The sequence below is a fragment of the Shewanella sp. 4t3-1-2LB genome (assembly GCF_017368415.1).
GTDB classification, from domain to species: domain Bacteria; phylum Pseudomonadota; class Gammaproteobacteria; order Enterobacterales; family Shewanellaceae; genus Shewanella; species Shewanella fodinae.
Genome location: NZ_JAFNJD010000010.1, coordinates 70,943 through 90,492, shown reverse-complemented (window position 1 = coordinate 90,492; position 19,550 = coordinate 70,943). Strand labels below are relative to the sequence as shown.

General features: G+C 43.7%; 21 protein-coding genes and 2 tRNA genes. 10 read left to right on the top strand and 13 right to left on the bottom strand.

Annotated features, from left to right (window positions below; translation table 11 throughout):
• Window positions 1-156: 156 nt before the first annotated feature.
• From J3L11_RS05970 to J3L11_RS05945, 6 genes are all read right to left on the bottom strand, one after another.
• Window positions 157-1,482, bottom strand: coding sequence for a zonular occludens toxin domain-containing protein (locus tag J3L11_RS05970; protein ID WP_207570457.1), 1,326 nt, complete (start codon window positions 1,480-1,482; stop codon window positions 157-159).
• Between the two features lie 2 nt (window positions 1,483-1,484).
• The gene (locus tag J3L11_RS05965; protein ID WP_207570456.1) at window positions 1,485-1,832 is read right to left on the bottom strand and encodes a DUF2523 domain-containing protein; all 348 of its coding nucleotides are present in this window, start codon (window positions 1,830-1,832) and stop codon (window positions 1,485-1,487) included.
• A gap of 8 nt (window positions 1,833-1,840) precedes the next feature.
• Window positions 1,841-3,259, bottom strand: a complete 1,419-nt coding sequence (locus tag J3L11_RS05960; RefSeq protein WP_207570455.1) for a virulence factor TspB C-terminal domain-related protein — start codon at window positions 3,257-3,259, stop codon at window positions 1,841-1,843.
• Between the two features lie 62 nt (window positions 3,260-3,321).
• Window positions 3,322-3,531 carry a major capsid protein gene (locus J3L11_RS05955; RefSeq protein WP_207570454.1) on the bottom strand — a complete coding sequence of 70 codons (210 nt, stop codon included), beginning with the start codon at window positions 3,529-3,531 and terminating at the stop codon, window positions 3,322-3,324.
• Between the two features lie 439 nt (window positions 3,532-3,970).
• Window positions 3,971-4,282: a heavy metal transporter gene (locus J3L11_RS05950; RefSeq protein WP_207570453.1), complete on the bottom strand. Its 312-nt coding sequence runs from the start codon at window positions 4,280-4,282 to the stop codon at window positions 3,971-3,973.
• A gap of 10 nt (window positions 4,283-4,292) precedes the next feature.
• Window positions 4,293-5,396, bottom strand: coding sequence for a phage/plasmid replication protein (locus J3L11_RS05945; RefSeq protein WP_207570452.1), 1,104 nt, complete (start codon window positions 5,394-5,396; stop codon window positions 4,293-4,295).
• A gap of 107 nt (window positions 5,397-5,503) precedes the next feature.
• Between J3L11_RS05945 and J3L11_RS05940 the strand changes: the two genes are divergently transcribed.
• Window positions 5,504-5,707 carry a hypothetical protein gene (locus J3L11_RS05940; protein ID WP_207570451.1) on the top strand — a complete coding sequence of 68 codons (204 nt, stop codon included), beginning with the start codon at window positions 5,504-5,506 and terminating at the stop codon, window positions 5,705-5,707.
• A 297-nt stretch (window positions 5,708-6,004) separates the two neighbouring features.
• Here the strand turns inward: J3L11_RS05940 and J3L11_RS05935 are convergent, their stop codons facing one another.
• Complete coding sequence (locus J3L11_RS05935) at window positions 6,005-6,328, bottom strand: hypothetical protein (RefSeq protein WP_207570450.1); 324 nt, start codon at window positions 6,326-6,328, stop codon at window positions 6,005-6,007.
• A 1,150-nt stretch (window positions 6,329-7,478) separates the two neighbouring features.
• On the opposite strand from J3L11_RS05935, the gene etrA reads away from it, so the two are divergent.
• From etrA to ttcA, 3 genes are all read left to right on the top strand, one after another.
• The gene (etrA, locus tag J3L11_RS05930) at window positions 7,479-8,222 is read left to right on the top strand and encodes an electron transport transcriptional regulator EtrA (protein WP_189616343.1); all 744 of its coding nucleotides are present in this window, start codon (window positions 7,479-7,481) and stop codon (window positions 8,220-8,222) included.
• 96 nt (window positions 8,223-8,318) lie between these two features.
• Window positions 8,319-9,248 carry a universal stress protein UspE gene (uspE, locus tag J3L11_RS05925; protein ID WP_189616341.1) on the top strand — a complete coding sequence of 310 codons (930 nt, stop codon included), beginning with the start codon at window positions 8,319-8,321 and terminating at the stop codon, window positions 9,246-9,248.
• Window positions 9,249-9,319: 71 nt separating this feature from the next.
• Entirely contained in the window at window positions 9,320-10,267 is a 948-nt protein-coding gene (gene ttcA / locus J3L11_RS05920; protein ID WP_207570449.1) for a tRNA 2-thiocytidine(32) synthetase TtcA, read from the top strand.
• 99 nt (window positions 10,268-10,366) lie between these two features.
• On the opposite strand, the gene rplT is transcribed toward ttcA, so the two are convergent.
• The 4 genes from rplT to thrS form a co-directional block, all read right to left on the bottom strand.
• Window positions 10,367-10,726, bottom strand: a complete 360-nt coding sequence (gene rplT / locus J3L11_RS05915) for a 50S ribosomal protein L20 (RefSeq protein ID WP_133039520.1) — start codon at window positions 10,724-10,726, stop codon at window positions 10,367-10,369.
• A 15-nt stretch (window positions 10,727-10,741) separates the two neighbouring features.
• Window positions 10,742-10,936: a 50S ribosomal protein L35 gene (gene rpmI, locus J3L11_RS05910; RefSeq protein WP_133039519.1), complete on the bottom strand. Its 195-nt coding sequence runs from the start codon at window positions 10,934-10,936 to the stop codon at window positions 10,742-10,744.
• A gap of 80 nt (window positions 10,937-11,016) precedes the next feature.
• A complete protein-coding gene (infC, locus tag J3L11_RS05905; RefSeq protein WP_189616589.1) occupies window positions 11,017-11,559 on the bottom strand; it encodes a translation initiation factor IF-3 in 543 nt (180 codons plus the stop codon).
• A 3-nt stretch (window positions 11,560-11,562) separates the two neighbouring features.
• Window positions 11,563-13,491 carry a threonine--tRNA ligase gene (thrS, locus tag J3L11_RS05900; protein WP_207570448.1) on the bottom strand — a complete coding sequence of 643 codons (1,929 nt, stop codon included), beginning with the start codon at window positions 13,489-13,491 and terminating at the stop codon, window positions 11,563-11,565.
• Window positions 13,492-13,894: 403 nt separating this feature from the next.
• On the opposite strand from thrS, the gene J3L11_RS05895 reads away from it, so the two are divergent.
• On the top strand, window positions 13,895-14,095 hold the full coding sequence (locus tag J3L11_RS05895) for a CPXCG motif-containing cysteine-rich protein (protein WP_133039516.1): 201 nt from the start codon (window positions 13,895-13,897) through the stop codon (window positions 14,093-14,095).
• A gap of 6 nt (window positions 14,096-14,101) precedes the next feature.
• Here the strand turns inward: J3L11_RS05895 and J3L11_RS05890 are convergent, their stop codons facing one another.
• Window positions 14,102-14,716 carry a riboflavin synthase subunit alpha gene (locus tag J3L11_RS05890; RefSeq protein ID WP_207570447.1) on the bottom strand — a complete coding sequence of 205 codons (615 nt, stop codon included), beginning with the start codon at window positions 14,714-14,716 and terminating at the stop codon, window positions 14,102-14,104.
• A 28-nt stretch (window positions 14,717-14,744) separates the two neighbouring features.
• On the opposite strand from J3L11_RS05890, the gene J3L11_RS05885 reads away from it, so the two are divergent.
• From J3L11_RS05885 to J3L11_RS05875, 3 genes are all read left to right on the top strand, one after another.
• Window positions 14,745-16,109 (top strand): MATE family efflux transporter, encoded by a 1,365-nt coding sequence (locus J3L11_RS05885; protein ID WP_207570446.1) that lies wholly within the window; start codon window positions 14,745-14,747, stop codon window positions 16,107-16,109.
• 149 nt (window positions 16,110-16,258) lie between these two features.
• Window positions 16,259-16,335 (top strand) — tRNA-Val (locus J3L11_RS05880).
• 20 nt (window positions 16,336-16,355) lie between these two features.
• A tRNA-Val gene (locus J3L11_RS05875) sits at window positions 16,356-16,432 on the top strand.
• A gap of 202 nt (window positions 16,433-16,634) precedes the next feature.
• Here J3L11_RS05875 and J3L11_RS05870 read toward each other — a convergent pair.
• On the bottom strand, window positions 16,635-17,543 hold the full coding sequence (locus tag J3L11_RS05870) for a LysR family transcriptional regulator (protein WP_189616332.1): 909 nt from the start codon (window positions 17,541-17,543) through the stop codon (window positions 16,635-16,637).
• 127 nt (window positions 17,544-17,670) lie between these two features.
• Here J3L11_RS05870 and J3L11_RS05865 point away from each other — a divergent pair, with 127 nt between their 5' ends.
• Window positions 17,671-18,267, top strand: coding sequence for an NAD(P)H-binding protein (locus J3L11_RS05865; RefSeq protein ID WP_207570445.1), 597 nt, complete (start codon window positions 17,671-17,673; stop codon window positions 18,265-18,267).
• Window positions 18,268-18,371: 104 nt separating this feature from the next.
• Window positions 18,372-19,550, top strand: a complete 1,179-nt coding sequence (locus J3L11_RS05860) for an efflux RND transporter periplasmic adaptor subunit (protein WP_207570444.1) — start codon at window positions 18,372-18,374, stop codon at window positions 19,548-19,550.

The following is a 19,550-nucleotide window of genomic DNA, read 5'->3' as shown; positions in this document are numbered from 1 at the left end:
CCAAGAATGATAGCAAAGCGCACAATGCGCGTTATGTGACGACCAAATGAGCCGCCCGGTCACCAAAAAGCATTTTACCGGGCGGGAGTCTAAACATAACGCTCCCGGTACATTGTGCGCATTTATAGCGGCTAAACCAAATCAAGAAGCGTTTATTCAAGACCTAACGTCCTGATCTGTACTATCAGCAAAAGAATCGCGCTGTTTGACAACTGGAGGCTTATAGAAAGGATCACAAGTGACAAAAGTCGAATAATCACCATAACTCACACGAGCCAAACACTGATTAACGGCCATAACAGACATACCCACGGCCGCAGGGTCAAACGCTTCATCTGAAGATTTGCGGGAGAACGCAAAGTCATAATGCACTGCCCCGGATGAATCCTTTACATATTGAGACCCGGTAATATAAACACCATCGACAAGCTTTGAGACATATTCAGTCATGGCCTGCTTTTCAACTGGAGAAGGCAAAGACGATGAAACATAAGAAATATGAGGCTTATGAACAGCAGTTGAAGCCTGAGAAACTGGCTTGGCGTTATCTGCTTTCATAGAAAAAAACAAATTATAAAGGAAATAGATACATAAAATTAAAACAATAACAATGGCAATAAATAAATAAACAAATTTAGGCATCTTAAATTTATGAGTGTGCATTTCAGCGCTGAAATATGCACCATAAAAATTAACAGGCCGCTTAATAAATTTCTTCTGAGAATTTTTTAAATCAAAATAACTATCCACATCAAAAGATTTAGATTGTTCGTAACGAGTAACACGATTACCGCCAAAAGGATTGTGATAATGAATATGACGACCGACCAAACGTCTAACATTGGTATCTAGCAGCATCCTATCCTGAGTTACTAAATAAATATCATAACCATGATGGCGATGCGTCTCAAACTGACTAATATAGTCAGGAACTTTAGCACCGACAGCACGAGGCGGAAAAAAATGCTGACATTCATCAATAAAAATAATAGCGGTATGCGGCAAAGCAAACCACTTTAAAGGGTCAGCAAAATTAGTAAAATGCAGGTTAAAACGCTCAACATGTTTAAAAGTTAAATCCGAATAATTCATGTTGGAAATAAAGTCTTCAAAGGGCGCTAATTGCTTTTGTGAATATAATTTACGAACCCAATATAACCAAGTATCCATCGGGTTAGCTGCGTCAAATTGAGCCTGTAACCAAGGGACATCAGACAACGTTACAAATTCATCATCCTTATGCACACGTTTCATTATTTTTTCAAGTTTAAGCAGTGCCGGACGGTTTTTCTTTTCCATTAAACGCAGCAAATAATTGCCATAAAACCAACCGGAAAAGCTACTGGCAACATCATAATCTAACATCAACAATTTAACGTTATTATAAAAAATAGGACGTGAACCATTATTTTCAGAAACCAACATTGCAAGAGTATTTAAAGATTTAGAAGCACCCGGTTTACCAGTAGTTAAAATCAACATAATTAAGCATCCCAACTAATCGGAGTTTTATCACCCGGTTTACGCCAAACAGATTTACGCATTTCACCAGTCTTACTAACACCTTTTAAAACCAATAAACCGACACCCGCCGACAACATAATATTAATGGCAGTATCAATACCTAATAAATGAATAAAAGTGGCAACTTGAGGATAAATAAAATTTTGTGAACTATTTAAACGTTCAATAACTTTATCAAAAATAAGATTAACGCCGAAATAAGTAACCGTGCCAAAACCCAACGATACAGCAATACGCGCCACCATAGCCGATATAGTGGCGGCTAAAAAAGGAAAAATTGAAACCAACAACATATAAAAGAATTGCATAAATCCCCCTATGAAAATTTAGCAAACATTAAAACAGCAGCAACAGAAGCAAAAGCAACGACAAACCAAGAAATAACCCCGGCCAAATCACAAAAAGGCGTCATATCCAGAGAAATAGAAAATAAGCGAGTATTAATAGGAATTGGAGCCGGACAAGTATCTGATGCACCAGAAACATGAAAACCATTAGAATCATTGTAATGATTTAATATATTCGATAAATCAGCAGTACCAGCCTCAATATTACTAATTTTTGAATCATCTGAATTATTAAATTCTTTTAGAGCAGAAATAACACTATCGACATTGCCAGTCTGAGATTCAGTGGCTTGTTTAGATTTACAACTTTCTTCCCACGCTTTGCGAGCAATATAACAAACGGGAGAATTAGAAGTACAAGTAAAAGTTTCACAGCCATTTTCTGTTGCAGTATCAGAATTACCAGAGCCGCCCTCGCCTCCACCGGAGCCATTAGCCAATAAATCCTTAATGTCGGCCAAATTAGTATTAATATCTGAAAGAGATTTAGACTGAGCAGGAATTAAAGCGCCCAACATACCATCTAAACCTAAAAAAGTATTAGCGCCATTAGCTGAAATGCCAGAATAAGCCTCAATACTAGACAGGATACCCGTCATATTACCAAGCATCGGCATAATATTATTTAATAATAAATCAGTGTCACTATCCCCGGTGCCACCAGTATTACCACCATCACCACCGGAATTACCGGAGCCAGCCTTAATAGCATCAACAATATTAGACTGAGCAGAATAAATAGAAGAATCTAACTGACTAAGAGCACCCCTGTCAGCGGCCATCATATCGTCAAGACGATTATTAGTAGCTAAAATAGAAATACCATTACTAGTAACAGCATTTTTTAATGCAGTAATAGCGGAAACAATAGAACCAGAACCCTTAATAATTTCACTGCGAATTTCTGGGAGGTAAATAGAATTAGTGGTTTGAATATGTTTCAAACCTTCATAAAGTGATTTAGCGCCATAAAATTCAGCCTCAGGCGAAAAATAGGGATCAGGATAGGTATTACTACCATCACCACCGCCACTATCACCACCGCCACTATCACCACCATCACCATTATCCCCATTGCCACCGGAGTTCTGGCAGTTGTTAACGTCGGTTGCGTCATAAGTCATATCAACAATACAAACAATGTTAGTAGGGTCGCCAACGGCACAAAACCAACCATTGTCCATCCCATGCCAAGAATAATTATTAGAATCGCATTTAGACGCATAAAAAGCCTTGGAGGCTTCAACATCATTAAACTGAAAAGTAACTTTTACGCCGGGGGTAGCTGGAGGGGTGTATTCAGCAAAAGAAGGAAAGACAGGAGAAAGCAGCCCTAAAAGAAAAGCCGCCTTACACAATCGATTAGCACTAACAGCACCAAAATCCATATTAAATCCTGTAATGTAATAAACATAAGTCACCAAAGCGGGGGCGAACCCCCGCAGCAGGATTAACCGAAAATAGAGGCCTTAGCCCATTTATAAACGACCGCAACAGCAGCAAGGCCAAGCATGGCCAGCCCAATTGCAGAAACAGCAGCAGTACCGTCTGTGGTAATTGCATCAGTGGCACCAGTAACATCAATAGCAGCCTGTGAAGCAGTGGTAACAACAGTGGCACCCAAAGCAGCAACCAAAGCAATAGCGCGAGACTTATTCATAAAAACTCCTTAATTAAAAGCCGAGCATACGGCGAGCAACTTTAAAAACATAAACGAGCGCATATAACGAAGCGCAAGCAACAAATAATGTCATGACAACAGTCGAATCTAATTGGTCTTTAACATCCTCATGAGATACCAATAAATAGCCATCACATGGCACCGCAGTCGATGTATATAAATGACCTGACGCATCAGACTTAACACAAATTGACATGACATACCTCATCAAATGAATTAGACACCAAGGTGTCATCCCATAGTTGTTCGTCTAATTCAATTTGAATACAACAACCACATTGAAAACCAACCGGGACGCCGGAAACGTGAAATAAACGGAAAGAATCGACAAAAGAATCAATTTTTTCACCACAACAGACACATTTACAAAAACGGCCATGCCCGGTTGATTGATAACGTGGAGAATTAGCCATTTAAATTAGTCCAGTTTCAAATCAGGAGGAACTGGCAACCATTTCATTTTAAATTTATCCAGTTCAATCTGACCGCGGCCATAAGCGGCGACAACCTGAAAAGAGGAAGCCGCTAAATAATATTTTCCGGGCAATAAACAATCAGTTAAATTTTGATGCGAAACAGTTAATTCAATTCGCTGAAAACCATCTGGCGAAAAATAGGCTTTCTGGTCGTAATAGGTTCTATCTGGTTTACCATTAGTACCCTTTACAACACGAGTTTCAGGAGAATCTTTGCCCTTAAAAATTTCTATAACAAGTAAATCAATCATCATAATAACCCCTTTAAACAGCAGCTAGATAACGTGGCATCTGATACCACGAAGGAACAGAAACAGCCGCTGGAGTAACTTCCCGAGCAGCAGTAACAAAAACAGGAGAAAACCGGGAAATATTGCAGGGTTGAGCAATATCAATACCGACCTTACGAAGCCGAGCACGGTGAGTCTGTATAGAACGACGCGAAAGATTAAAAGATTGACCGTGCATCCATTGGAGAGCATACATAGCTGTAGTATTAGCCGCACGAGTAGTATCAACAACGCCAGCAGATAAAAGAAGCTCAGAAATAGTTTCAAAGTCCATAGCAGTCACCTGTAACTTACGGTCAAGATGTAAAAATTCAGAATGTAAAGTATTTAACTTAGAGAAATCAGACATACCCCAATAACACAAATTATTTTTTTGTAAATAACGAGATTTTAATTTTTGTTCAAAACGGACAATACCAACAGAATTACAATAATCAATTAAACGATTTAAATATTCGACTTCAGGAGAGTCATTAGAAAAAGTATTTTTAAGTTTTGGCAATTGATGAAGCCACATTTCATAAGCTTTATCATAAACAGAAGGATAAATTAAATTAGCGTTACCGCGAACCGACAACCAATCAACAGTTTTACCATCTGTATGTAAACGAGGAACAGAATTACGATAACGTTGAGTAGATAAACCAGACAAATAAGCGTCAACATTACCAGCACCAACAGAAATATTTTCTGTAATATGCAATTCCTTAATAACAGCACCATCTGAAATAAAAGTATTGCCAATCTGTGAAGGTTTTAAAAAAGTACCCCGAGTAAACTCAGGAAGCCCCAATTGACGACAAACACCGTTATAAACAGACATACAAGCATCAACAGAAGGCAAACCAAAAAGATTGTCCAAACGATTCCAACGAGAGGGATTACCAGAAATCCGCAAAAGAGAGCCACGAATCTTGATAATCAGAGTGTCACAAAAAGAGCCTTTATGAACATAAGGCGCTTGATTCAACTGGCTACCCTCCCCTGTATCAACAAAGATTCTCTGATAAGCAACATCAGCTAAAAAAGGCAACTGAAATCCGAAATCCTGCTCAACAGTCAACCAATCAAAAAACATAGTGCATCCATGTATACATGTGACATCTTGTTAATATGTGAGCATGTATACAAGCACGCAGGCCACATGTCAACATGTATGCATGTATAGTGAGAAAAGAATTTGACATGGAAAAAAAAGACATGCCGACAACATTAAGACTTACAAAAGAAGAACAACGAACAACAGAAGTAAAGTGTAGGGAAATCAACAAAATACTAATTAACGAAGAAATAAGCCCTATACAAGAATCAGAGTTATTACATTTAGTTATAGAAAAAGCTCTGAAAAGACTAAAAGTAAATAAAAGAGGTGAAATTGAAATAGAATAACCGCAGGTTATTGCGGTAAAGTTCGGGTGTTACTAGAACCCGAACCGCTTCGCGGTGCAATGGTCGAGGGGGCGGCTTCGCTTGCCTCCCTCTCCCTCTCCGACCACCTAATTGCTGTAACAGCCGCTTGTCTACGACCTAAAGACTAAAAAAGGGCTGCAAGTAAGGAAAAAAGCAGGTCTGGCAGGACGGGGGACGGGCTGAAGCCCATCCAAGGCATAGCATTAGGGGTCAATGACCCCTAATAACCCCAATCATCAAGAAGTATGTTAAAAAATGACATACCGCTATCAAAAATCAATCACCGGCGCCGAGTTTTGATAGCAAAGCGTTAATCCGGGCGCGTTCTTCTGATAGCTCACGAATCTGCAATAAATCACGTTCAGCAGAAAGCAAAGACTCGGCATGCTCAATTAAATAAATGATCGCTTTTGACTTGGTAGACTCACCAGTCAACTCAAGAACGCGAGCAAGAGCAGCCTCCTGCTCATCAGTAAATCGTAACGTAATAGCCAAATTAAGCCTCCATGTCATCAACAAGACAAGATACCCATTCTTTAAAAAAATCCCAATCAACACGAAAATCAGGCACTGGATAGTAAGAAACAGACGACTTGCCATCACAATGCTCAGTGTAAGAATCAGAACCCGCGCAAGACGTAATTACACGAGTAAAGCCAAACTTAGAGTTATGAATAGCAATAAAATCATTTGAAACTGTCTTGTAGAATGTAATCATAAAAACCACCTTTTTGCTATCAAATTAATCAACCTGGTATGTATATATGATAGCAAAATGGGGGATGATTGCAAGAGAAATGATAGCAAAAGATAAGAAAAAGATGAGATTTTGAAATCAATTAGCAGCTGCAGGGCGCCAAGAATGATAGCAAAGCGCACAATGCGCGTTATGTGACGACCAAATGAGCCGCCCGGTCACCAAAAAGCATTTTACCGGGCGGGAGTCTAAACATAACGCTCCCGGTACATTGTGCGCATTTATAAGTGAGGCTGTTTGCGCGCTTGGCTGGATGGCTGTGTGATTGGCCGTTGCCAGTGCTGGCCGCTCCGCTGCGCTCAGCCTTCGCTGGCATCGCAGTCAGCACCGGCGACAACGTCTCTAGGGTTCGTAACCCTCGAACTCACCACTGGCCAACATCTGGGCATACAGTTCAGACGTCAACGGGATGATTTCAACTTCACCGTATTCACTGTGCAGTTATGAGGTCATCTGGTCTTTAGATTTGAACGTATCGCAGCCGACACCTGCGATAAAAGTCTGGATATACCGATTGGCTGAATGTCATCGATGGCAGCAAATATGGCTCAAGACTTCTAGTCAAGATATTTTTGTCTAGGTAAAATACGGTTGATATGTAGCATTCTCGTTGAGGATACAGGAATTGACCATAAACATCATGTACATAATTTTGCCCTTGGTAATGCTGCTGGTGCTTATTGGTTTGGGGCTGCTTTTTTGGCTTAAGGCTGGTGTAAAATCTAAAACTACAGAGTTGATAGAGCCTGATGATGGTTCTAACTCCCTTTCAAAAAAACATGACTTAATAGACAAAAATCATTATTAATCATATCGTTATCCGAAATATGGCTTTATAAGTTGGTCTTATTCTCTCCTCACTCTCTCACGTAACCGTTAAGCTTAGTCACAACTTGCATCACGTCGTATTTTCGTAAAGGATTTTATTCGCTGACTGGTAGTGCTGCTGGTTTTTGGTTAACATGGCAGCGGCAGTTTTATACGAGAACGAATATGGCTATTGATAGTAATAAACTCCGCCGTCCTGCAACCGGGGGCTGTGCAATTCATTGTCATGACTGCAGTATGGGGACACTTTGCATCCCGTTTACGCTCAACAACAATGAATTGGATCAGCTCGATAATATTATCGAGCGCAAGAAACCGATTCAAAAAGGCGAGCAATTGTTTAAGTCCGGGGATTCACTGAAGTCTCTGTATGCCATTCGTTCTGGAACCATTAAGAGCTATACCATTACTGAACAAGGTGATGAGCAGATCACCGGATTTCATCTTGCAGGCGATGTTATTGGTTTTGACGGCATTCACGCGCAGCAGCATCAAAGTTTTGCGCAAGCGTTAGAAACATCCATGGTATGCGAAATTCCCTTTAACACCCTAGATGAACTGTCTGGCACCATGCCTAAACTACGACAACAGATCATGCGGATGATGAGTAGTGAAATCATGACAGATCAAAGCATGATCCTACTGCTCAGCAAAAAGAATGCTGAAGAACGGTTAGCTGCTTTCATTGGTAATTTGGCGATTCGTTACGGAAACCGTGGATTTTCTCCGCGTGAATTTCGCTTAAGCATGACTCGTGGTGACATTGGTAACTACTTAGGTCTTACTGTAGAAACTATCAGTCGACTATTAGGCCGTTTCCAAAAATCAGGATTGATTGAAGTTAATGGTAAATACATCACAATTGTTGATTCGTCAGCGCTATACGAACTTGGGGGTATAGCCCACTAACCCTGTAGCCAATATCATTTTTTTGATCTTCAGCAAGACAAATTACCAGTGATAGCACATGATATAGTTGTGTCATCTGGAAAAAGGAAAACCGCCATGATGGACTATAAAAAATTGTTGGTTGTTGTTGATCCCACCTCTGACGTGCAATCTGCCTTAGCAAGAGCCGCTGAGCTTGCTAGTCGCACTAATGCTTCTGTCACAGCGTTCTTATCTATCTTTGATCTCTCATACGAAATGACCTCTATCCTGTCGAACCAGGAACGTGAAGCCATGCGACTCGGTGTTATCAATCAGCGTAAGGCCTGGCTGGCAGATATGATTAAACCCTACCAGGAAAGGGGAATAGATGTTAAGTCCGAAGTCGTGTGGCATAACCGTCCGTTTGAAAGCATCATCAAATTTGCGATAGAGGGGAAATTTGATCTGCTGGTTAAAGGTACTCATGAACACGACAAGTTAAAGGCGGTTATCTTTACCCCAACAGACTGGCATTTGTTACGTAAGGCTCCCCTGCCCGTGTTATTGGTAAAAGAAAAGGCTTGGCCGTTGGATGGAAAAATTCTATGTGCGGTCAATGTCGCGTCTGAAGATGAAGATCATTTATCGTTGAATGGCAGGATTATTGAACATGCACAGGTGCTTGCCTCTAAATTCAATGCTGAGGTTCATCTGGTGAATGGCTATCCGGGAACCCCGGTAAATCTGGCAATAGAGCTGCCTGATTTTGATGCCCATACCTACAACGAAACCATCCGTATGCAGCATGAGCAGCGTGTAAACTACCTTGCCAACAATTATGGAATCGATTGCAAGAACTGCCATGTAAAAGAAGGTTTGCCTGAGGATGTGATCCCGGAAGTAGCGGAAAAAATTGATGCTGAACTGGTAATTCTAGGGACTGTTGGTCGAACAGGCTTTTCTGCTGCCCTGATAGGCAACACTGCCGAGCATGTCATTGACTCTATTAATTGTGATTTACTGGCGATTAAACCTGATGGCTACAAGTCGCCGTTGGAAGATTAACCCTTTACGCTAAAAACATTAGCTGGAATAATACGCGCCCTGACTTAAGCAGTAACTGGGCGCGTTTTTTTATGGCTGAAACAACTGAACTCGATAAAAAACAGATAACTCGTCTCAACAAATTACAGAAACGCTTGCGCCGTGAAGTAGGTAGTGCCATTGCCGATTACAATATGATTGAAGAAGATGATCGGGTAATGTGTTGTTTGTCCGGAGGTAAAGATAGTTATGCTATGTTGGACATTCTGCTTAATCTGCAGCAGCGGGCTCCGGTAAATTTTGAAGTTGTTGCCGTGAATCTTGACCAAAAACAGCCAGGATTTCCAGAAGACATACTACCGGCCTATTTAGATAACCTAAACATCCCCTATCATATTCTCGAGAAAGACACCTATTCCATTGTGAAGGACAAGATCCCTGAGGGGAAAACCACCTGTGCTTTATGCTCGCGCTTGCGTCGAGGGACACTCTATGGTTTTGCACAGCGGATTGGTGCGACCAAAATCGCACTGGGGCATCATCGGGATGACATCATTGAGACGCTGTTTCTCAATATGTTTTATGGCGGCAAAATGAAAGCCATGCCCCCCAAGCTATTATCTGATGATGGTGCAAATGTGGTGATCCGTCCCCTCGCCTATTCTCGTGAAAAAGATATCGCTGAATACGCTAAACTTAAGCGCTTTCCTATTATCCCCTGTAATCTTTGTGGTTCTCAGGAAAATCTTAAGCGAGCCGAAATTAAGAACATGCTCAAAGCATGGGATAAACAGTTTCCTGGTCGCATTGAAACGATTTTCACAGCCATGCAAAACACTGCACCATCGCAAGGCGTGGATCGTAACGCTTTTGATTTTGTATCGCTGCGGCAAGATCCCAATGCCGAACTCTCTGGTGAGGTTGCTGAGGCAGATTTACCCGCATTTGACTTCATGGACGTTGAAAATCGTGGGCGCATTGACCTCGATAAAGCATCGAAGCAGCACCGCATTGATGTGGTAGGAATTTACACGCCTTAACGGTTATCGGTACTAAATTTGCTAATGCAAATTTCTACAAGCAGTAAAAAAGGGACCATTGGTCCCTTTTTAATGCAACAACAACTAATTATTAGTTAATTAGTTTGCCAGTGCTTCTTTCGCTTTTTCTACTAAAGTTGCGAATACAACTTTATCGAATACGGCGATGTCTGCCAAAATCTTACGATCGATTTCGATAGACGCTTTCTTCAGACCGTTGATGAAACGGCTGTAAGACAGACCATTCTGACGAGAAGCCGCATTGATACGTGCAATCCACAGTTGACGGAATTGACGTTTTTTCTGGCGACGGTCACGGTAGGCATACTGACCAGCTTTAGTTACCGCTTGAACCGCTACACGATAAGTACGTGAACGGGCACCGTAGTAACCTTTGGCAAGTTTCAGAACTTTCTTGTGACGAGCACGTGCAGTTACACCACGCTTAACTCTTGGCATCTTTCAATCCTCCTACTAAGCGTATGGCAGCTGGCGTGCGATCATTGGCACGTCGACTTTTGCAACTAAACACTTAGCGCGCAGGTGACGCTTACGCTTGGTGCTCTTCTTGGTCAGAATGTGACGCAGATGGGCTTGTTTGCGTTTGAAACCATTAGCGGTTTTCTTGAAACGCTTAGCCACACCGCGGTCAGTTTTCATTTTTGGCATTACTAAAAACTCCGCATTGGGATAATTAATAAAACGTAAGGCGAGTTTGGAAAAACTTCCTCACTACTTTGTATGCCCTACTATTTTTTCTTCGGCGCCAGCACCATCACAGCCTGACGACCTTCCATTTTCGGGAAAGCCTCCACCACTGCAACTTCATCAAGATCGGCTTTGATACGGTTCAATAGTTCCATACCCAGCCCTTGGTGTGCCAGTTCACGCCCGCGGAAACGCAACGTAACTTTCGCTTTGTCTCCGTCTTCTAGAAAACGAACCAGGTTGCGTAGTTTTACCTGATAGTCGTTTTCATCAGTACCAGGGCGGAATTTGATTTCCTTCACCTGGACCTGTTTCTGCTTCTTCTTCTGTTCTTTTTGGGCCTTCGCCTTGTCGAACAAAAACTTACCGTAGTCCATGATACGGCATACAGGCGGCTCGGCATTTGGGCTAATCTCAACCAGATCTAATCCGGCCTCATCAGCTTGTTCTTGGGCTTGTCTAATACCAACAACTCCAAGAGCCTCTCCTTCAATCCCTACCAATCGTACTTCTGATACGCCGGTAATTTCATCATTGATTCTGTTCGGGGCCGCCTGACGGCCTGCTGTTTTTTTGATCTTTATGACCTATTCCTCCAACAATTCAAGACTACGGAGCGAAATCTGTTTAGTTACTTGGGCTGCAAAAGCCTCTATGCTCATTTTGCCTAAGTCGACCCCGTCTCGGGTGCGTACTGCGACTTCCCGATTTTCCATTTCCTGATCGCCTACAACCAGCAAATAGGGAACCCTTCGCAATGTGTGCTCGCGTATTTTAAAGCCAATCTTCTCATTCCTCAAGTCTTTACAAGCTCTAATGCCATGAGACTTAAAGAAACCAACGACTTCTTCAACGTAATCAGACTGCTTATCAGTGATATTCATCACCACAACCTGTGCAGGTGCCAGCCATACCGGGAATTTACCGGCATATTCTTCGATCAAAATACCAATGAAACGCTCAAGCGACCCTAAAATGGCGCGATGGATCATTACCGGCACCTGGCGGCTATTATCTTCAGCCACATAAGTTGCGCCAAGACGACCCGGTAATGCGTAGTCCAACTGTACGGTGCCGCACTGCCATGCACGATCTAGACAGTCATGTAAGGTAAACTCGATCTTAGGACCGTAGAAAGCGCCCTCGCCCGGCAGGATTTCATATTCGATATGGTTGTTGGTCAGCGCCTGTTTTAACGCAGCTTCTGCGCGGTCCCACATCGCATCGTCTCCAATCCGTTTTTCGGGACGAGTGGACAGTTTCACCACAATATTCTGGAAGCCAAATGTCGAATAGATGTCATACACCATCTTGATACAACTGCTTACTTCCTGTTGTACCTGTTCTTCAGCACAGAAAATATGAGCATCATCTTGAGTAAAACCGCGGACCCGCATCAAACCATGCAGGGAGCCTGACGGTTCATTACGGTGGCAGCTACCGAATTCAGCCATGCGCAATGGCAGATCACGATATGACTTAAGCCCTTGATTAAAAATCTGTACATGCCCCGGACAGTTCATGGGCTTAATCGCATATTCACGGTTTTCACTGGAGGTGGTGAACATGGCTTCAGAGTACTTGTCCCAGTGACCAGAGCGTTCCCACAGGACTCGATCCATCATGAATGGTCCTTTCACTTCCTGATAGTCATATTCATCCAGTTTGGTGCGAACAAAGCGCTCCAGTTCACGGAAAATACTCCAGCCATCATGGTGCCAGAACACCATGCCGGGAGCTTCTTCCTGCATATGATACAAATCAAGCTGCTTGCCAATCTTACGATGGTCGCGTTTTGCGGCTTCTTCCAAACGCTGTAAGTACGCCTTGAGAGCCTTTTTATCCCCCCAAGCGGTGCCATAAATACGTTGCAGCATTTTATTGTCAGAATTACCACGCCAGTAGGCTCCAGCAACATTCATCAATTTAAAATTATGACAGAGGCGCATGTTAGGCACATGGGGACCACGGCACATATCAGTGTATTCCTGATGATGATACAACGCCGGATGATCGTCCTTGCTGATGTTCTCATCCAGAATCGCCATTTTGTATGGCTCACCTCGTTGCGCAAACGCATCACGCGCTTCTTGCCAACTGACGACGCGCTTGATGACGTCATAATCAGTTTTTGCCAAATCGAGCATCCGCGCTTCCAGCTTGTCCAGATCTTCCTGGGTCAGCTTATGTTCCAAATCCACGTCATAGTAAAAACCGTTGTCGATCACTGGACCAATGGCCATTTTGGTTTCTGGCCACAGCTGTTTAATGGCATGGCCTAACAGGTGCGCACAAGAGTGGCGAATAATCTCCAGCCCTTGTTGATCTTTAGCGGTGATGATAGAGAGTTCAGCGTCTTCGGTAATCAGATCACAAGCATCTTTTAACTGGCCATTTACGCATCCAGCGACACAAGCTTTAGCAAGGCCAGGGCCGATATCGGCAGCAACATCTAGCGTGGAGACAGGATTAGCAAATTCGCGTTTGCTTCCGTCTGGCAGAGTAATTACAGGCATGAATAATCCTTAGTCCAGTGGTGACCCACACGCAGGGCCACTTGGCTGATTCGGTATAAATAAAAGTGAGAACGTGTGCATTTTGCGGAGTAAGACAATACAAGAGCCTTGTGGTCCACAAAACGAACTGATGATTTTAAAGGATAAGCCTTTGCTGGTGCAACTAAATCAGGCCATTTAACTGTAATTAATTAGCACTGCTTTTGTGCATCGATGCCACGGCTTTGATGAGATAAAAGTCAATATAATCGATTAATCATTATTTTGATTTTTATCATATTTCTTATATTTTTCATTTATAAAATAATTTTGATTAATTCTATTGATATGAAAATTACTATTTAAAGCACAGTTATATGCATCAACTATAATTTAACTGAACTATCCACCGCAAACAGAGAGACTGGCGATGAAACAACAAACCATCTGCTGCCCCCACTGCGGTCACCAACAAACACTTGAACTTGACTCAAGTGCAGGTGATCAGGAGTTTTACAGTGATTGCCGGATATGTTGCAACCCTATCCACATCCGGATGCACATCGATCATCAGCACCAACGCATCGAACTGCATGTCGATGCTGATGATGAGCAATTTTATTAGCTTGTTTTACCCAAGCGCTTTTGGGGCAAGTACCCGTTCTACCGTATCCACGATAGTTTGGGTCTGGCTGTCTACTTCGATATTAAAGTACATTCCGGGCTGATAATCCCCGAGATTAGTCAGACGCAACGTTTCTGGGATCAGATGCAAGCTAAAGCGATTTTGCTGAATATCGCCAACGGTCAAACTGCAGCCATTAATGCCGATAAATCCTTTATATAGCACGTATTTCATCCATTCTGCCGGAAGTTCAAGCAGCATGTCATAATGGCTGTTAGTGTGGTCAACTTCGATAAGTTTTGCTTGAGTATGGATGTGACCAGATAGGATATGACCTCCAATCTCTTTACCAAATTGCAGTGACCGTTCGATATTAACTTCATCGCCTGCTTGCAAGGTCCCAAGATTTGTTAGCTTTAATGTCTCTTCCATTACATCAAAAAACGCCCTATCATGCCCCACCTGCGTCACGGTCAGGCAAACGCCATTATTGGCTACACTGGCCCCGGTCTGTAATCCTTCCAGTAATGCCGGTGTTAACGCAATCTGCAGGGTGTGTAACCCTGGTTTTTTCTCAACGGCCAGCACCTTGCAGCGGGCCTGAACAATACCTGTAAACATGCTTTTCTCTCTGGTTCAAAGGACAGTGATGACTCAGTCAGCTTTTCACGCCAAACGTATTATTCAATTGGCATTGCCAGTATTGGTGGCACAAGTTACCCAAACCATGATGGGATTTATCGATACCATGATGGCTGGTCGTGTCAGCGCTACCGATATGGCCGCGGTGGCAATAGGCACCAGTTTATGGCTACCGGCAATACTGTTCGTCAATGGGCTGTTGCTGACATTTACTCCGATGATCTCACACCAATTTGGGGCTGGTCACATTGATAAAATTCGACCATTAGCGTACCAAGGCGTCTATATTGCCATAATTGGTGCTATCGGTGTGATGCTGTTTCTCGATTCTGCCAGTTTCATTTTGGATCACATGGCGTTAGAGCCAGCGCTCTATCAGGTAACAGAAAAGTACATTCACGGCATTTTATGGGGTGCGCCCGCATTTTTAATTTATCAGGTATTGCGTAGTTGCAGTGAAGGCATCTCCTATACTATGCCAGCGATGATTATTGGCTTTGTCGGTCTGGCGGTTAACATTCCTGCCAATTACATTTTTATTTATGGACAGTTTGGTATGCCGGCAATGGGGGGCGCTGGATGTGGTGTGGCAACCTCTTTAGTGTTCTGGGCAATGTGTCTGACAATGTTTATTTATATGCAGTGGCATCCCAAATTTAAGGCTATCCGTTTACCCGATGTTTTTCAGCGGCCACAATGGCACACTATTGTCCAGATGAGCAAGCTCGGCATGCCAGTGGCAATGGCGCTATTTTTTGAAGTGAGCCTATTTTCAATTATCGCGCTATTGCTCGCACCGCTAGGGGCAAATGTGGTTGCCAGCCATCAAATAGCACTGAATTTTTCCTCCATCGTGTTTATGGTGCCGCTGTCGATTGGTATCGCGGTATCGATTCGGGTTGGCTACTACCTCGGCCGTAACGAACCAGCACAGTCGGCATCTGTTAGTAAAATCGGCTTGATGCTCGGTTTTTCTCTGGCATCTGTTACTGCTTTGCTGACCGTGCTGCTGAGAAAAGATATCGCACTGTTATATAACACCAATCCGCAAGTGGTATCTTTGGCATCAGGACTAATGTTTATGGCAGCGTTATATCAATTATCTGACTCAGTTCAGGTAATTTCTGCAGGTGCACTAAGAGGTTACAAAGATACTCGTAGTGCATTTTATATTACCTTGCTGGCGTATTGGGGCATTGGCATGCCGCTTGGCTACATACTGGCGTATACCGAATGGCTAACTCCAAAACTTGGCGCTTACGGCTTTTGGTGTGGACTCATTGCCGGTTTAACCAGTGCTGCACTGCTTTACGCATGGCGCTTGCGGGTGGTTCAACGTCGGATCCGTCAAGGTAATCTCATTGAATTATGACGTTTTATTAGATTATTTTTGCTAAATAGTGAAAGTTGCACAGCAAATCACCATCCGATAACAAAAAACGTTTTTTCACTTGCCAGGATCTGTAACTGGACTTTAATATAGCGTCCGTCCTGATGTTCATGCATCTGACAATATAACGTACACCCGTAGCTCAGCTGGTTAGAGCACTACCTTGACATGGTAGGGGTCGGTGGTTCGAGTCCACTCGGGTGTACCAAATTGATAAAGTCCAGTTATACACCCGTAGCTCAGCTGGTTAGAGCACTACCTTGACATGGTAGGGGTCGGTGGTTCGAGTCCACTCGGGTGTACCAACACAGTTTTCTCTTCCTGTTTCTAAAACATCGATATTGCTGTTTGTAACGTGCGGCCTGATTCTCCACCCTGCTTATTGATAACTCCCCAGAAATAAAAATGCTGTCTCAGGCACTATCCTGTGTTGCGCATAATCACTTAAGAGCCAAGATATCAAAAAGATTCCATCTGGTGGACCAACGTATCAATAAGGAAAGCGGATTAGGTCTTTGTCTTCGGGTTATACCGCATGGCTTCGATAAATAACGAAAAAGCCTGCGAACGCTGATGCCGGCTTGGGTAGTACAAATAGTATCCAGGGAATGGCTGACACCAGTCTTTTAAAATCTGTACCAATGACCCATCAGCAAGCTGCTCGCTTATCAAATCGCTTAAGGTATAACATATGCCCATACCGCTTTTTGCGGCTTGCAATGCCGAAATTGTCGTGTTGAGGATTAATGTCCCATTGGGTCGGATATTGCAAACTTCACCGTCCTTTTCAAATTCCCATACCATAAGGCCACCGCTGGTAGGCAATCGCCAGTTAATACAACGATGATATTGCATCAACTCCTTTGGATGCTTGGGCGTACCATGTTTTGCGAGATATTCAGGTGATGCAACAATAGCGCCTTCCATTTCAGGGCCGATGGGCAAAGCAATCATATCTTTTGCCAACATCTCGCCCAGTCGCACGCCAGCATCAAAACGCTCACCAACCAGATCGATCAGGCGGTTATCAGCGTTCAGCTCTATCGTAATATCTGGATACTGCAGCATGAATGCCTGTACTTTGGGCCACAATATGTAGTCTACGGCGTGCTCTGTGGCCGAGATCCGAATAAACCCCGTTGGTTTATCCCGCAGTTCACTTAGATTTTCCAATTCCTGACTGACATCTTCAAATAAAGGTGCCAATTTGCTGTATAGCCGTTCTCCGGCATAAGTAGTTGATACACTGCGGGTAGTGCGAGAGAGCAAACGGATCCCCAAGCGTTTTTCTAAATTTCGTAAGGTTTGGCTAAGCGCCGATTGGGAAACACCTAGTCGTGCTGCAGCTTTGGTAAAACTGCCTTCGCGGGCCACCCAGATAAAGGCATGAAGGTCGTTAAAGTTTTCCTGAGCCATAATTAATTAGACATACTTATAACTAAATCCCGATTATCCCATCTAATCAAATAACTCACAATATGTAAACTAGCGCCATATCCCACTACTACAACCAACTCCACGAGCTGGTCGTCGGCGAGAGTTTATGATGCGTAATATCCTGATCTTGGGCGCTGCCGGTCTGATAGCACAGCAGGTTATCTATAGATTGTTAGAGCAATTGGATGTGAAACTGACGCTGTTTCTGCGCGATGAACAACAGTTGCATCATCTGTCTGGACATCCTCGGATATGTTTATTCGCTGGAGAGGTCGAAGACCAAGAATCCTTATATGGTGCAATGTCCGGCCAGGATCTGGTATATGCCAACTTATGCGGCAATATGGCAGCACATAGTCAAGCGGTGGTGCAAACCATGCGCGATACCGGTATCCGCCGCTTGGTCTTTGTCACCTCTATGGGGGTTTACGACGAAATTCCGGGCGCACCGTTTGGTAGCATTTTGCAACCCTACCGCGATGCCACGCAGATCATTGAGCAGTCCGGACTGGACTACACCATCATCCGCCCGGCATGCCTCAATAACCGGGATGAAATCAGCTATGGCACGACTCAAAAAGGGGAAGCCTTTATTCACCCAGATGCCACCGTATCACGTAAGAGCGTTGCTGATCTCATCGTCCAGGTGATCAGTGCCGATTATCAAAAATATGGTGAAAGCATAGGCGTTCACAAACTGTAATTTTCCAGAGGTCCGAGGGGCCTAGTCATCACCTACTGAATTAACGCTGGCGGCAATAAGCGCCGACAGCAGGGTAACTATTGTCTGTTTGAGAGAGAAAAACTATGAATCCCATCGCTTTAATAACCAGACGTCGGTATCTGACGGCCATGACTGCGATAGCCTTCGCCGTCGGGGCACCAACGGTAATCTCGCTGATGTCACAACAAGCTGCAGCCAACAGTGCTGAAACCATGTCGATGCCCGCCGTAACGGTAACGGCTGTAAACATTGAGCCTCAGAGCTTCATGGAATGGCATCAGTATTCAGGTAATGTTGCCGCTATCCACAATGTAGAGGTACATGCACGAGTATCGGGCATGTTGCAAAAGGTTCATTTTGAAGAAGGCAGTTATGTGCAGCAGGGTCAGTTATTGCTGACGCTGGATCAAGCCCCTTATATTGCCGAAGTTGATCGCGCAGCAGCTAACGTAGCCGCGGCTGCAGCCCAAAGTGCGCAGGCGCATCTTGAGTATCAAAGGTCAAAACGCTTATGGAAACAACAACTCATTGCTGAAACGGCACTGGAGCAATTGAAAAATAATGCCGATGCCGCGTTGGCTAATCTACACGCCGCTAGAGCTGAATTGCAGGTTGCTAAGTTAAATTTATCATACACCGAGATCCATGCCCCCGTGGCCGGACGAATCGGTAAACTGGCCATCACTGAGGGTAATCTGGTGGCGGCGGGCAGTAATACCACTGCCCTCACCTCCATAGTGTCTGTCTCCCCCGTCTATGTGAACTTTGATGTAGACGACGCCACCGCTGCGGCGCTATTGGCCAATATTGACCGCCAACAACCATTGGCAAAGCAACTCGCAGCAATCCCAGTAGAAGTCAGTACCAGCAGTGGTAATAACCTCCGCGGTCAACTGCAGCTTATCAATAACCGCATCGACAGCAGCAGTGGCACTCTCAATATGCGGGCGATTTTTGCAAACGAAGACGAACAGTTAATTCCCGGTCAGTTCGTCAGGTTAAACCTGGGGCAAGCACAGCTGAGTCAAGGCGTGTTGCTGAATGAAAGCGCTATTGGCACCGATCAGGAAAACAAGTTTGTCATGGTGATCAATAGCCAGCAACAAGCAGAATATCGCGCAGTCACCCTAGGGGCTGTTGTCAATGGCAAACGGGTGATCACGGCTGGGCTCAATAGTGGTGATCAAGTGATTGTCAATGGCTTGCAACGGATCCGACCAGGGATGACAGTAACCACTAGTCGTGACAATAAGGGTGTATAA

Excerpts from the sequence above, each read along its gene's own strand:
- J3L11_RS05970 (WP_207570457.1), bottom strand. The coding sequence starts at position 1,482 with ATGTTGATTTTAACTACTGGTAAACCGGGTGCTTCTAAATCTTTAAAT.
- J3L11_RS05965 (WP_207570456.1), bottom strand. The coding sequence starts at position 1,832 with ATGCAATTCTTTTATATGTTGTTGGTTTCAATTTTTCCTTTTTTAGCC.
- J3L11_RS05960 (WP_207570455.1), bottom strand. The coding sequence starts at position 3,259 with ATGGATTTTGGTGCTGTTAGTGCTAATCGATTGTGTAAGGCGGCTTTT.
- J3L11_RS05955 (WP_207570454.1), bottom strand. The coding sequence starts at position 3,531 with ATGAATAAGTCTCGCGCTATTGCTTTGGTTGCTGCTTTGGGTGCCACT.
- J3L11_RS05950 (WP_207570453.1), bottom strand. The coding sequence starts at position 4,282 with ATGATGATTGATTTACTTGTTATAGAAATTTTTAAGGGCAAAGATTCT.
- J3L11_RS05945 (WP_207570452.1), bottom strand. The coding sequence starts at position 5,396 with ATGTTTTTTGATTGGTTGACTGTTGAGCAGGATTTCGGATTTCAGTTG.
- J3L11_RS05940 (WP_207570451.1), top strand. The coding sequence starts at position 5,504 with ATGGAAAAAAAAGACATGCCGACAACATTAAGACTTACAAAAGAAGAA.
- J3L11_RS05935 (WP_207570450.1), bottom strand. The coding sequence starts at position 6,328 with ATGGCAAGTCGTCTGTTTCTTACTATCCAGTGCCTGATTTTCGTGTTG.
- etrA (WP_189616343.1), top strand. The coding sequence starts at position 7,479 with ATGGCTATTGATAGTAATAAACTCCGCCGTCCTGCAACCGGGGGCTGT.
- uspE (WP_189616341.1), top strand. The coding sequence starts at position 8,319 with ATGATGGACTATAAAAAATTGTTGGTTGTTGTTGATCCCACCTCTGAC.
- ttcA (WP_207570449.1), top strand. The coding sequence starts at position 9,320 with ATGGCTGAAACAACTGAACTCGATAAAAAACAGATAACTCGTCTCAAC.
- rplT (WP_133039520.1), bottom strand. The coding sequence starts at position 10,726 with ATGCCAAGAGTTAAGCGTGGTGTAACTGCACGTGCTCGTCACAAGAAA.
- rpmI (WP_133039519.1), bottom strand. The coding sequence starts at position 10,936 with ATGCCAAAAATGAAAACTGACCGCGGTGTGGCTAAGCGTTTCAAGAAA.
- thrS (WP_207570448.1), bottom strand. The coding sequence starts at position 13,491 with ATGCCTGTAATTACTCTGCCAGACGGAAGCAAACGCGAATTTGCTAAT.
- J3L11_RS05890 (WP_207570447.1), bottom strand. The coding sequence starts at position 14,716 with ATGTTTACAGGTATTGTTCAGGCCCGCTGCAAGGTGCTGGCCGTTGAG.
- J3L11_RS05885 (WP_207570446.1), top strand. The coding sequence starts at position 14,745 with ATGACTCAGTCAGCTTTTCACGCCAAACGTATTATTCAATTGGCATTG.
- J3L11_RS05870 (WP_189616332.1), bottom strand. The coding sequence starts at position 17,543 with ATGGCTCAGGAAAACTTTAACGACCTTCATGCCTTTATCTGGGTGGCC.
- J3L11_RS05865 (WP_207570445.1), top strand. The coding sequence starts at position 17,671 with ATGATGCGTAATATCCTGATCTTGGGCGCTGCCGGTCTGATAGCACAG.
- J3L11_RS05860 (WP_207570444.1), top strand. The coding sequence starts at position 18,372 with ATGAATCCCATCGCTTTAATAACCAGACGTCGGTATCTGACGGCCATG.